Origin of the sequence: Bacillus sp. FSL H8-0492 (genome assembly GCF_038006145.1) — a bacterium.
Classification (GTDB): domain Bacteria; phylum Bacillota; class Bacilli; order Bacillales; family Bacillaceae_G; genus Bacillus_A; species Bacillus_A mycoides.
Genome location: NZ_JBBOUP010000001.1, coordinates 5232507 through 5245495, shown reverse-complemented (window position 1 = coordinate 5245495; position 12989 = coordinate 5232507). Strand labels below are relative to the sequence as shown.

The 12989-nt window shown below is 34.5% G+C and carries 10 protein-coding genes; 3 read left to right on the top strand and 7 right to left on the bottom strand.

The window, feature by feature from the left end; all coding sequences use genetic code 11:
- Positions 1-45 precede the first annotated feature (45 nt).
- Both MHH66_RS27060 and msrB read left to right on the top strand, forming a co-directional pair.
- Positions 46-1080 carry an AI-2E family transporter gene (locus tag MHH66_RS27060; protein WP_002016425.1) on the top strand — a complete coding sequence of 345 codons (1035 nt, stop codon included), beginning with the start codon at positions 46-48 and terminating at the stop codon, positions 1078-1080.
- Positions 1081-1181: 101 nt separating this feature from the next.
- Positions 1182-2147 (top strand): peptide-methionine (R)-S-oxide reductase MsrB, encoded by a 966-nt coding sequence (gene msrB, locus MHH66_RS27055; RefSeq protein WP_078185010.1) that lies wholly within the window; start codon positions 1182-1184, stop codon positions 2145-2147.
- A 25-nt stretch (positions 2148-2172) separates the two neighbouring features.
- On the opposite strand, the gene MHH66_RS27050 is transcribed toward msrB, so the two are convergent.
- Positions 2173-5289 carry an efflux RND transporter permease subunit gene (locus MHH66_RS27050; protein ID WP_078185011.1) on the bottom strand — a complete coding sequence of 1039 codons (3117 nt, stop codon included), beginning with the start codon at positions 5287-5289 and terminating at the stop codon, positions 2173-2175.
- Positions 5290-5592: 303 nt separating this feature from the next.
- Between MHH66_RS27050 and MHH66_RS27045 the strand changes: the two genes are divergently transcribed.
- Positions 5593-6474 carry a TetR/AcrR family transcriptional regulator gene (locus tag MHH66_RS27045; protein WP_078185012.1) on the top strand — a complete coding sequence of 294 codons (882 nt, stop codon included), beginning with the start codon at positions 5593-5595 and terminating at the stop codon, positions 6472-6474.
- A 23-nt stretch (positions 6475-6497) separates the two neighbouring features.
- Here MHH66_RS27045 and MHH66_RS27040 read toward each other — a convergent pair whose 3' ends face one another.
- The 6 genes from MHH66_RS27040 to MHH66_RS27015 all read right to left on the bottom strand — a co-directional run bounded on the left by MHH66_RS27040 (position 6498) and on the right by MHH66_RS27015 (position 12871).
- Entirely contained in the window at positions 6498-8051 is a 1554-nt protein-coding gene (locus MHH66_RS27040; RefSeq protein WP_002143940.1) for an ABC-F family ATP-binding cassette domain-containing protein, read from the bottom strand.
- A gap of 282 nt (positions 8052-8333) precedes the next feature.
- The gene (locus tag MHH66_RS27035) at positions 8334-9755 is read right to left on the bottom strand and encodes an oligosaccharide flippase family protein (protein ID WP_078185013.1); all 1422 of its coding nucleotides are present in this window, start codon (positions 9753-9755) and stop codon (positions 8334-8336) included.
- A gap of 93 nt (positions 9756-9848) precedes the next feature.
- On the bottom strand, positions 9849-10829 hold the full coding sequence (locus MHH66_RS27030) for a glycosyltransferase family 2 protein (RefSeq protein WP_078185014.1): 981 nt from the start codon (positions 10827-10829) through the stop codon (positions 9849-9851).
- Between the two features lie 231 nt (positions 10830-11060).
- Positions 11061-11405, bottom strand: a complete 345-nt coding sequence (locus tag MHH66_RS27025) for a DUF2304 domain-containing protein (protein WP_078185015.1) — start codon at positions 11403-11405, stop codon at positions 11061-11063.
- Positions 11406-11411: 6 nt separating this feature from the next.
- Entirely contained in the window at positions 11412-12140 is a 729-nt protein-coding gene (locus MHH66_RS27020) for a glycosyltransferase family 2 protein (protein WP_002143936.1), read from the bottom strand.
- 218 nt (positions 12141-12358) lie between these two features.
- Positions 12359-12871: an acyl-CoA thioesterase gene (locus MHH66_RS27015; RefSeq protein ID WP_000412118.1), complete on the bottom strand. Its 513-nt coding sequence runs from the start codon at positions 12869-12871 to the stop codon at positions 12359-12361.
- Positions 12872-12989: the final 118 nt, after the last annotated feature.

Sequence of the window (12989 nt, the reverse complement as noted above, 5' to 3'; positions counted from 1 at the left end):
TGTTAACGTTTTACTTTATAGGACAGGAGAGAGTACTCGTCGATTATGCAAATAAAAAACCTGTTTCAAAGCAAAGGATTTCAGAGGTTAATCGTATTAGTATTACTTGCTCTCATATTGTATGGGATGCAAAGTATGTTAAATTTAATTTTAATTACGTTTATGTTGACGTATTTAATGGATCGATTCCAAAAGTTTATTTCTCGTAAATTAGATCATTTCATGCCAATTAATCGAAAAATTATTATAGCGCTTTTATATGTAATGTTGGTGGCAGGAATTGCCATTACGCTATTTAAATATTTACCGGTATTAACAATACAAATTTCACAATTGATTTATCAATTTAATGTATTTTTAAGAAATCCACCTGATAGTGAATTAATTAAGTATGCAGTTAATGCTGTTAATCATATGGAGCTTTCTAAATATGTGGGGCAAGGCGTAGACATTTTGTATAAATCTATTACGAATGTTGGGAAATTTGGCCTTCAAGTTTTACTTTCTGTAATTTTAAGCTTATTTTTCTTACTTGAAAAAGCACGTATCGTTGCTTTTACTTCGAAATTTAAAGAAAGCCGACTTGCAATTTTCTATAACGAAATAGAGTATTTCGGAAAGAAATTTGCACGTTCATTCGGAAAAGTAATCGAAGCACAATTTTTAATTGCAATTGTTAACTGTGTTTTATCAGTTATTGCATTATGGATATTAGGATTCCCGCAATTACTAGGTTTAGCGTTAATGATTTTCTTGCTTGGTTTAATTCCAGTGGCGGGTGTTATTATCTCGTTATTCCCACTTTGTATGATTGCTTACAATATTGGCGGTATTATGTATGTCGTTTATATTGTAGTTATCGTAACAGTAATTCATGCACTTGAGAGCTATGTATTAAATCCGAAGTTTATGTCTCAAAAAACAAACTTACCAATCTTCTACACATTTATGATATTAATTTTCTCTGAGCATTTCTTAGGTGTGTGGGGACTTATTATCGGTATTCCAATCTTCATTTTCTTATTAGATGTCTTAGATGTGACAAGTGATGAAATGGAGAAGGACGTTGGAAAAAAATAAAGTGAAGTAAAGAAAAAGCATCGATGTTCGATGCTTTTTCTTTTATAACATGACGTTCCTTATGCCATACTGTAAGGAGAAGATAGAATAGGGGTGAAATAATGGCTGTAAATGAAAAGATAGAGTTAGCTACGTTTGCCGGAGGGTGTTTCTGGTGTATGGTTTCGCCATTTGAAGAGATGGAAGGGATTATACAGGTTGTTTCAGGCTATACAGGTGGCCATAAAGAGGATCCAACGTATAAAGAAGTGTGCTCGGAAACAACTGGGCATTATGAAGCAGTACAAATTACATTTGATGCAAATAAAATGCCGTATGAAGAGTTGTTAAATATATATTGGAGACAAATTGACCCGACTGATATAGGGGGACAATTCCACGACCGTGGACAGTCTTATGAAACGGTGATTTTTTATCATAATGAAGAACAACATAAAAAGGCAGAGGCTTCAAAAGAAGAGCTCGAGAAAAGTGGGCATTTTTCGAAGCCAATTGCGACAAAAATATTGCCAGCTGCTACGTTTTATCCAGCTGAAGAATATCACCAAGGATATTATAAGAAGAATACATTTCGCTATGAGTTATATCGTAAAGGCTCAGGTCGAGATGCTTTTATTAAACAACATTGGCCAAAGAATAATGCTCATTTAAAAGAAAGATTAAATGAGATGCAGTTTTATGTAACACAGGAAAATGGGACAGAACCGCCTTTTCAAAATGAGTATTGGAATCATAAAGAAGAAGGGATTTATGTAGATATTGTTTCGGGGGAACCATTATTTACTTCTTTCGATAAGTTCGATAGCGGCTGTGGATGGCCGAGTTTTACGAAACCAGTTATGTCAGCTAGTGTGAAAGAAAAAATGGATGTTAGCCATAATATGACGCGTACGGAAGTGAGAAGTAAAGAAGGAGATTCACATCTTGGGCATGTATTTCCAGACGGCCCAGGACAAAACGGCCTTCGTTATTGTATTAATTCGGCAGCGCTACGCTTTATTCAAAAAGAAGATTTAGGAAAAGAAGGATATGGTGATTTCCTAATCTTGTTTGGGAATAAAAAATAACCTCGCAGTCAGCGAGGTTATTTTTTTATTTTACTTTTTTCTTTTTAAATTTGCTTAATGCTTCATAAACGATTGGAACAATAAGAAGTGTTAATAACGTTGAACTTGTTAATCCACCAATTACTGTTACGCCAAGTCCTTTAGAAATTAAGCCGCTACCTTCAAATCCTAATGCAAGCGGGATAAGAGCCCCGATTGTTGCAATTGCAGTCATTAAGATAGGACGCAGGCGTGTTGTACCAGCTTCTAATAATGCTTCACGTGTTGATAGGCCGTCATTTTCTTTATGAATAACACGGTCAATGAGCACGATTGCGTTCGTTACAACGATACCAATTAGCATAAGAGCCCCAATCATCGCAGATACGCTTAACGTTTCGCCAGAGATTAATAAGGCAACGAGTGCACCAATGATTGTGAATGGTAGCGAGAATAAAATTGCGAATGGTGCAAGGGCACCGCCAAATGTAACAACAAGAACGAAGTATACAATGGCAATCGCAGCTAACATCGCTAAGCCAAGTTGTTTGAATGATTCTTGAATATCTTGTGTAACACCACCCATAGAAACATCTATACCAGAAGGAAGATCCATTTTATCTACTTCTTTTTGAACAGCGGCAGATGCTTTTGAAACGTCATCAGATGTTAGTTTTGCACTAACTTCCGCATAAACACGGCCATCACGATGTGTTACAGTGTTAGAAGTTTCACCTTCTTTTACAGTCATAACATCTTTAACAGCAACTTCATTACCAAGTGGTGTTGTAATTTTACGATTTGTTAAGTCATCGATCGTTTCATAGTTTTGTTTTTCAGTTTCTACATATACATTTATATCTTTAGCATCTTTTTTAATTGTTGTAAGAACAGGGCGGTCATGTTGATTAGAAAGTCCCATTCCAATTTGAGCAGCAGTTAGCCCCATTTTACTTAACTTTTCTTGATCAGCGACTAAAGTATATTCTGCATATGTTTTTGCAACACTAGAGTCTATGTCTTTTAAATCTTTATTTTTCTTCATGATATTTTGAATGTCTTTCACGACAGGCTTAATTTCTTCAGAGCTATCTCCATAAACGTATAGCTTAATTTCGTTACTACCGCCACCTGCTCCGAAATCTTGGTTTTTCCATTCACCTTTTCCAGACATCTTTTGTAAATCTTTAACGACTTGTTCTTTCTCTTTTTCAAAGTTTTTCGTATCGTTATCATATTGAACGAAGAACATCGCTTGATTTGTTTGACCAGGGCTCATTGGGTTTTCGCCGCCTAATGAGAATTGAATCGTTTTGACGTCTTTTTTATCTTGGAAATGCTTTTCAGCTTTCGTTGCAATTTTTTCAACGTCGTCTAACGTTTGACCTGGCTCAGGTTTGTACGTTGCGATAATCATTTTTTCTTCTTCAGATGGTAAGAAGCTGACACCGATGATTGGCACAAGTGCAAGGCTGCCTACTAATAGGAGGACTGTGATACTTGATGTAATAATTTTATGGTTTAACGCCCATTCAAGTATACGTTTATAGCCGTTTGCTAATTTGCTTGGTTTTTCCTCATGATGTACTTCTTTTTCTCTCATGCTTTCCTTCTTAAATAAGGAATGTGCTAGCATCGGCACAATTGTAACTGCCACAAGTAAGGAAGCAAGTAGGGCAAAAACAATTGTTAAAGCAAATGGTAAGAACATTTCACCAATCATACCTTTTACAAGTCCAAGAGGTAAGAATACAGCGATTGTTACAATTGTAGAAGACATAATCGGGATAAACATTTCTTTCGTAGCTTCACGAATTAAATCTTTCCCACGTAATTTCTCTTCTGATAAAGACATACGTCGGTAAATATTTTCAATAACAACAATTGAGTCATCAACAACGCGTCCAATAGCAACTGTCATTGCTCCAAGTGTCATAATGTTAAGGGTAATATCCATTTGTTTTATTACTAAAACTGCAATTAATAAAGAAAGTGGTATAGAAACGACAGAGATTAGTGTTGTTCGAATGTTTCGCAGGAACAACATAATAATAACAATCGCAAAGATAGCACCGAAAATAGCTTTGCTAAGCATTGTTTCGACTGATTTTTCAATAGGCGCACCTTGATCGAATGTTGAAATAATCTCTAAGTCTTTATATTTTTTCTCAAGGTCTTTTACTTTATCTTTAACTGCATTTACAACATCAACTGTATTCGCATCAGCAGCCTTCACAATTTGAATACCGATTGCTTCTTTTCCATTCGTTCGAGAAATGGATTCTGCTTTTCCAACTTCTTTAATATCAGCAATCTCTTCTAATGTAACCGTTGGTATGCCATTCATAGCGGCCGGATTCATCTGTGGTGCTTGTGTTCCAGCACCAGCGTTTTGGCTACCTTGACCATTCGGTGATGAAGGGATAGCTGGAATTTTTAATTCTTTTAATGCTTTAATTGTTGTAATGTTACCATCGACAACAACTGATTTTTCCGTATCTTTAAATGTATATAAGCCAAGTGGTAACGATACGTCCGAACCTTTAATCATATTTTTTACAGTATCTTCACTTAAACCTAATTCTTTCATCTTATCTTTTTTGAAGACAAGCTGTACTTCGTCTACCTGTTGACCTGCGATTTGAACAGATGCGACACCATCAAGTCCTTTTAATCCAGGAACAATATTTTTTTCTACATTTTCTGTTAAGGAAGCTAAAGATTCATTTTTACTCGCTACGCTTAATGAAATAACAGGAAAGGCATTAAAGTTTACTCGTGAGACTTTCGGGTCTTTCACACCTTCTGGCAGTTTCACGTTTGCGAGCGATTCTTTAATTTCCGTTTCGGCTTTTTCCATATTTTTATCAAAATCATATTCTACCTGAATAGAAGATGCGTTTTGATAAGATGATGAACTAACAACGTTTACACCGCTTAAATTTTGGAGTTGCTCTTCCATTGGTTTTGAAATTTTATCAGCTACTTCTTCTGGTGTAGCACCAGGATAAACCGTGGTTACTGTTACAATCGGTGTTGTAATATCAGGAATTGTCTCCAGCTTCATATTGAGTCCAGAATAAATACCCGCAATAGTAACAATAATGGTTAGTAGCCAAACTGCGAACTTATTTTTTAACGTGAAATTGATGATTTTGTTCATGTTTGCGCTCCCTTTTTATTATATTGACCAATCGGTCAGTCTAATACATAATATAACTGACCGATTGGTCAGTCGTCAATGAAAAGGGATGGTATAATAAAGTGAAACTGTAAGGGGAGAGATTTTTTACTGGTCCTTACTGAATCATTAGCTTTTATTAATTGAGCTTCTATATAGATAGTAGGCCTCGAAAAGAATTTTGTCTCGCTAAATTTTTGGGTAGGGATCTTGCTACTTGCTAATATAAAATTAAATTGAATTTAAATTTACATAAGATGCGAAATTAAGTTTAGGAGAGAAGATATGAAAGAAAAAGAGCGCTTAATTATAGAGATGGCTATGAGGTTATTTGCAACTAAGGGTGTAAATGCAACGTCAGTACAAGAAATCGTAACCGCATGTGGTATATCAAAAGGAGCTTTTTATTTATATTTCAAATCAAAAGATGAGTTATTATTGGCCACACTTCGATATTATTATGACAAGATTCAGAAGAAAATGCTGGATATTGAAAAAGAATCTTTATTACCACGTGAAAAATTTGACAAACAATTATATTGTCAGTTTACTGATGTGCAAAAACATAAAGAATTTATTATTATGCATGCAAGAGAAAATGCAATTCCGTTTAATAAAGAAGTAGAAGAGTTTATGATGAGGATGAAATTAGAGTCTCATACATTTTATCGGAATAGCTTACTGTCCATTTATGGTGACAAAGTCAGTCCATATTTATTAGATTTGGTAATTATGGTAGAAGGAATATGCCACGGTTATTTACAATTAATTATTTTAAATGCACCGGAAATTGATTTATCCTATGTTTCGACCTTTATTTTACAGAGGATAGATAATTTAGTAGAGGGGCTTCTAGAATCTTCGGAGGAACCTGTCCTACATGAAGAGAGACTAGGAGAATTTCTTTGTAGTTCCGAGTTTATTAAGGAACAGGTGAAGGAACATTTTCTAAGTGAAATTATTGTATTTAAACGAACATTAGCTGATCAATTAGAAAATGATGAGTTACTTGTAACTTTAGATGTTTTAGAAGCAGAAATGAGATTGCAAAATCCAAGAATTCCAGTCATTAGAGGTATGCTTGCTAATTTAGCGGTATATCCTAGTTTAAATGAGTTTCGATTGAGGCTTAAGGCATACTATAATATAAAAAATCCTTGCATATAGAACGCAAGGATTTTCTATTATAATTAAGAATTATTTTGTGACCACTCTTCAACATTCCAAGTTTTTGTTATCCAGCCTTCATAAAATTCTGGTTCGTGACATACAAGAAGGATTGTCCCTTTATATGCTTTCAGAGCTTTTTGAAGTTCTTCCTTTGCTGTAACATCAAGATGGTTTGTTGGCTCATCGAATAGGATCCAGTTACTTTCTTCACCCATTAACTTACATAAACGAACTTTTGCTTGTTCGCCACCACTTAATTGATTTAGCGGGCGAGAGATATGCTCATTTTTTAATCCGCATTTCGCTAACATTGCACGAATTTGATGTTGGTCCATGCTAGGGAATGTGTTCCAAACATCATCAATTGGTGTTATATTATCCGCTTTTACTTCTTGCTCAAAGTATGCAGGCTCTAAGAAGTCACCAAGACTCGTTTTACCGCTTAAAGGTTTAATTTTTCCTAAAATTGTTTTTAGTAATGTTGATTTACCGACACCATTACATCCAACGATAGCAATTTTTTCACCGCGTTCAATTGTCATTGTTAGTTTTGGTAATAATGGATGTGTATATCCGATTTCTACATCTTCACCTTCAAAGACGAAACGGCTACTTGCACGACACTCTTTAAATGAGAACTCTGGCTTAATTGCTGTTTCAGGACGATCAATACGCTCCATACGATCAAGTTGTTTTTGACGACTTTTTGCACGACCTGTCGTTGAATAACGAGCTTTGTTCTTTGCAATAAAGTCTTCCTGCTTTTTAATAAACTCTTTCTGTTTTTCATAAGCATTTATATGTTGATTTTTATTAATTTCGGCTAACTCTAGGAATTTTTCGTATGTCGCTGTATAGCGCGTCATTTTTGTAAATTCTAGATGGAAAATAACATCAACGCATTTGTTCATAAATTCCGTATCATGAGAAATTAATAAGAATGCATGTGGATATTCTTTTAAATAATTAGTTAACCAATGAATATGTTCAACGTCTAAATAGTTAGTAGGCTCATCGAGTAATAACACTTCTGGTTGCTCAAGTAATAGCTTTGCAAGTAATACTTTTGTACGTTGTCCACCACTTAGTGCTGAAACATCACGATCTAAACCGATTGCATCAATTCCAAGACCTCTTGCTGCCTCTTCGATTTTCATATCTAGTAAATAGAAACCACCTGCTTCGAGAGCATCTTGGATTTCTGCCATCTGCTCAAGAAGGTCCTCTAATTCTTCCGGTGTTGCCGTTCCCATTTTTTCTGCAACTTCATTTAAAGCTTTTTCTTTTTCAAATAAAGGTAAAAACGCGTCAGCTAATACATCACGAATTGTGCGACCAGGTGTTAAAATTGTATGCTGGTCTAAGTAACTGTAATTTGTACCAGGTGTCCATTCTACACGGCCTTCATCATGGATAAGTTGACCAGTAATAATATTCATAAATGTTGATTTGCCAACACCGTTTGCACCGACTAATCCGACATGTTCTCCTGCTAGTAAACGCATGGATACATCTTTAAATAATGTGCGATCGCCAAATGTATGGCCTAGTTTTTCTACTGTTAATAAGCTCATAGTATCCTCCGTCCAACTTGAAATAGTACCTTGAATCATGATACTAAATTCTTGAGTATAATGCTATCCTTTCAAAATGTATATTTTTGCAAGATTAACATTGCATTGTTTCTGGGAAAATATAGAGTGTAATTGAAAGATGTTTAATTACATTGTGGGATATGAAAAATGTCGTCGAGAAGAGCTGGTGTTATGAAGGAACAAAAGAAACGATTTTATATGTAGGGGGTAATAAATAAAAAGCCAAGTTCTTTTTCATAAAGATGAAAAAGAACTTGGCTGTTATGCTATTTTCTTACCTAGCTTTTTATTTACAAATCCTAAAATCAACCCGCGTATTTGTGGATCAATTGCAAGGCCAATAATACCGTACAATATACCAGTAAGTGTTAGAGCTACCAGTGGTGGTAAGTTAATTAATACTGTGCGGTATAGGGCGTAACTGATTATAAATGCTAATGTATTAAATACAATCCCTTTGAATAGTAATGTAAATCCTTTACGAACGAATAAAGTAAATCCGATTAATAAAGTAACCTCAGTAATGATAGCAGCTACCGCAGCTCCCATCATTCCAAATTGGCTACCTAATACGATGTAACTTACGATAGCGACAGCTAGTCCAATCCCCATCGTTGTCGCACGCTTCCACTGTTGACCAATTGTTGTTAAATTATCAGCAAGTGGATAGTTGATAGATTGTAAAATGACCATAAAGGCTAAGATTGCAAGAGCATCACCGGCTGGTGCATATTTTTCACCTAATAAAGTAACAATCCAAAAACTTGGGTCGGCGATAAATGGAATCGAGATTCCCATTCCTAAGAAAGACATAAGTTTTAATTCGAACTGAGATAGTTTTCTATGTTCATCAATATTCTTTTCATTTCCAAAAGCAAATAACTTTGGATAAAAGGCCGCTGCAATTACACCAGGAATTTGATAAAGTACAGCAGGTATTTTCGATGCAGCGCCGAAGAATCCAACTTGCTCATATGTTGAGACTTTTTCTAATATAATAGGCCCTAACTGTGGTAAGAGCATAATGATAATGCCATTGATTGTGAAAATGAGCAATTGATCTAAAATACCTTTATCCCAGCCCTTATGAACTGTTGTATGGCGAATTACCATTATAAAGGCGATGAGTCCTGTTACGAGACTGGATATCCCGTACATGGCAGCAACCATCATAAGTGACCATTTAAAGGACATTCCTAGTAGAAGAGCAGCTGCGGCTGTTACACCTTGTATTACAGAAATAATCGCTGTAAATTGCATGCGTTCTGTTACTTGGAAGTAAGCCATCCCAACACCTTGTAAAGTGGCTCCAAACATTGTCGGCAGTACAACCCAATATACCATCGCACGTAAGTAAGCATCAGGATAGAAGAACTGAGCGAAAATAGCGAAGAGCACAGAAATTACGATAGCTAATACTAAACGAATACGTAAATAACTACTAATTAGTACGCTAATGTTAGCGTTGCTTCTCGTTCCTTCACGCATAAATGTATGTGTCAAACCTGCATCTGTAAAATAACAAATAACAGCGGAAACTGCTAAAGCAGTTGTAAACATCCCATACTCCTTTGGTGAAACATATCTTGCAAAGAGAATGGTAGCAATAGCTAGTACAAATCGAACGGTGATATTTCCTACAAAGAGGTAGGAGGCGTTTTTAAGGATTTTATTTGTTTTCATGGAACAAGACCTTTCTATTTTTCAGGACGTACTTCGTCCTATTTGTAAATTTGATTTGTTTACGGAAAGTATGTTTAAAAGCGTATTCTTTATTTAAGAAAACATAAACTTTATTCGTACAAACCAAAGCATTGCGTATAGCTTTTTGCTTCGTTTTCCATTTTTTGAATAAATTTTGTGACAATATTTATTTATATCGCCCTTGATTAATTGAACTTGTGATTTATCTAACTTAGAGCTTCCTTTAATGTATATACAAGCATTGTTAATGACTGTATATGGGAATAGATAAGTTTCAAGGATTTCAATAAGTTCTGTAGAATCATTCACGATCAAGTCTTTTGATTTATTATGAACCCAATCCTTCATGCGATTAAATACTTCTAATTCTTTTGCCGTTTTTAATTCATAATCTTTATACTTTGAAGAAAGATTTCCTTCTGATAAGATTCGATAATATGTTAAATATTCATCTACATAGCATACATTTGTTACACTCATTAATTTAAATAGAAATTCTAAGTCTTCTCCCCAGCTACATCCTGGTGTGAAACGAATATTATGATCCATCACGATAGATCTTTTGAAAATCCAAGTGCTCGTCTGAGCAACAACTTGATGCGTTAAGAAAGCTTTTGTCATATCACCTTTAATAAAGTTTGTCGTGTGCTCAACTTTTTCACCAGTCTCTTCGTAAAAGTTCATATAGCCACAATAACAAGCGTTCATGTTGTTTGTATGCATGCTTTCAACTTGTTTTTCGATTTTTGTTGGATGCCATAAATCATCACTATCAAGAAAAGCAACATATTCTCCGCTAGCGTTTTCAATTCCTGTATTACGAGCAACTGAAACGCCTTGATTTTCTTGTGGGACGTATTTTATTTGTCCGGGGTACTTTTGTACAAGTTTTTTTACGATGGAAGGTGATTGATCTTTGCTTCCATCATCTACAATTACAATTTCAATGTTTTTATATGTTTGATCTAGTATTGATTGCATCGTTTCTTCAATATATTTTTCCGTATTATACAGAGGTATGACAACGGAAACGAGTTGTTTTTGTTCCATCATAGAGTTTTTATCTCCTCAAATTTTTTATGTTTTGTACCATATATACAAGTCTTTTGAAAGGAAGAAGACTACAAGAACATCTGTATAAGTTTAACGCATATAAACTTTGTAAATCAACTTTCTATTGTGGTACCCCGTATAATTAGAAAGAAATAATTTGAAATGATAAAAGCTCCTGAATTTTTCAAGCAAAATTCAGGAGCTTTAGTATATTAGTATTTAGTTAGGAAGTTATTCCTTATCTGTTATCTTTAATTTTTGTTTTAATAAAGCATAATCTTGCGTTAATGTTACAAGTTGATGGTGTAATTTAGAGATTTTTTTCGTTAGGTCAAAAATTAAAATAAAACAGAATAATAGTCCGAATAAGAATAAAATGGACGGAGGATATTCTACTTTTAATAGTTTTCCAATCCAATTTATAATTTTATCCGTAGAACTTAAAATAGCCATTGCAACACAAACAAAAATCCATAAAATAGCATATTTTGTTTCTAAAGTCCCACGACGAATGGAATTAATAATTAAGAAGAATAGTAATAAAATAAAGATAAATGAAAAGGTAATTATATGCATTTATTATCAACCTTTCACGATTTTTTGCATCAATATAGCAAGGCTTACCTTAACCATGTAATATGCAGATTTAAGGGGAGTGATGGAAGATTGTCCACCTTGTCGCTCTTGCATATTTACAGATATTTCATTAATGCGAAGTTTTTTCTTTTTTAAATGAATAAGGACTTCTGGCTCCGGATAATCTTTTGGATAATTGTGTGCAAAAATCTTAATTACTTCTCGATTGATAGCACGATACCCAGAAGTTGGATCCATAAATGTTTGTTTTGTTAGTACTTTCAATAGAGCGGTAAAATAAAAAATACCGATTCTTCGGGAAATACTACCTTTATATGCTGTTTTTTCTGTAAAACGTGAACCAAGCACCATATCGCATTGATCCTCGGCAATAGGCTGTATGATTTTGTATAAATCATCAGGATTATGTTGTCCATCAGCATCGAACTGAATCGCAATATCATATCCGTTCTCATAAGCGTATTTATATCCAGTTTGTACAGCTGAACCGATACCTAGATTGTATGGTAAATTAACAAGATGAACAGGGAAATCTTTTACGATTTGAGCTGTTTTATCTTTTGATCCATCATTAATAACGCAAATGCTTAATGCTGTAAAATGCTGTTTTAGTTCTAATAATCTTGTTAATGTATCTGTAATTGCTTCTTCCTCGTTATACGCTGGAATAATAATTAACGTTTTTGGTATTGAAATTGGTACCTCAATAGACATTATCGCACCATCCCTTATATACTTAATCATACTATGGTTATTTTTAAACGAACATTATTTAATATACCATTAATAGTATAACAAAATAAAGGAAAAGCTGATGGGTGATTTTAGGAAACAGGCATCGAATAAAAATGCTAAGGCGTAACACTTTATTATAATAAAAAATACATGCAAGGAAGAAAAAACCTGTGCATGTATAAGATAAAATCCTAATGTTACATATTCCAAGGCTTACTTAAAGTTAACACTTCAGCCATTTCTTTACTTTTTAAACGTCCTTTTTTTCTATTTTCTGCACGCTCTGAACCAGTTGTATGTAGCCAATGTTCTTCCTCTGTTTCAGGGATTACTTGTGGTACAGATGAAGGTTTTCCGTCTTTTAATGCGACAAATGTAATGAAACACGTTGCGGCCATTCTACGCTCGCCTGCTAGTAGATCCTCTGCAATTACTTTTACGAAAACTTCCATTGAAGATTTTCCTGTATAACATACGAATGCTTCATAACAAACAGAATCTGCTTGGTGAATTGGAGTTAAAAAATCAACGGAATCGATAGATGCTGTTACGCAATGTTTGCGGCTGTGTCTCGCAGCTGCAATTGAAGCTATACTATCAATTTCTGCTAATAATTTCCCACCGAAAAGTGTTTGGTGATTATTTAAATCGTTAGGAAAAACACGTGTTGTTTTAATTGCTTTTGATTCTCGCATGAATTTCTTTTCCATATATTCATCCCCTATTTTCTGTTTTCAATCAGAGTGACATGTGTAAGTGGAGTACCCATATTAGATATTTAATGAAGTAAAGTGTTCCAAAAGAGGATTATCCCACTATTTGCGGGCT

Bases quoted from the DNA above. Each gene is read 5' to 3' on its own strand.
- MHH66_RS27060 (WP_002016425.1), top strand. From the start codon at position 46: ATGCAAATAAAAAACCTGTTTCAAAGCAAAGGATTTCAGAGGTTAATC.
- msrB (WP_078185010.1), top strand. From the start codon at position 1,182: ATGGCTGTAAATGAAAAGATAGAGTTAGCTACGTTTGCCGGAGGGTGT.
- MHH66_RS27050 (WP_078185011.1), bottom strand. From the start codon at position 5,289: ATGAACAAAATCATCAATTTCACGTTAAAAAATAAGTTCGCAGTTTGG.
- MHH66_RS27045 (WP_078185012.1), top strand. From the start codon at position 5,593: ATGAAAGAAAAAGAGCGCTTAATTATAGAGATGGCTATGAGGTTATTT.
- MHH66_RS27040 (WP_002143940.1), bottom strand. From the start codon at position 8,051: ATGAGCTTATTAACAGTAGAAAAACTAGGCCATACATTTGGCGATCGC.
- MHH66_RS27035 (WP_078185013.1), bottom strand. From the start codon at position 9,755: ATGAAAACAAATAAAATCCTTAAAAACGCCTCCTACCTCTTTGTAGGA.
- MHH66_RS27030 (WP_078185014.1), bottom strand. From the start codon at position 10,829: ATGATGGAACAAAAACAACTCGTTTCCGTTGTCATACCTCTGTATAAT.
- MHH66_RS27025 (WP_078185015.1), bottom strand. From the start codon at position 11,405: ATGCATATAATTACCTTTTCATTTATCTTTATTTTATTACTATTCTTC.
- MHH66_RS27020 (WP_002143936.1), bottom strand. From the start codon at position 12,140: ATGTCTATTGAGGTACCAATTTCAATACCAAAAACGTTAATTATTATT.
- MHH66_RS27015 (WP_000412118.1), bottom strand. From the start codon at position 12,871: ATGGAAAAGAAATTCATGCGAGAATCAAAAGCAATTAAAACAACACGT.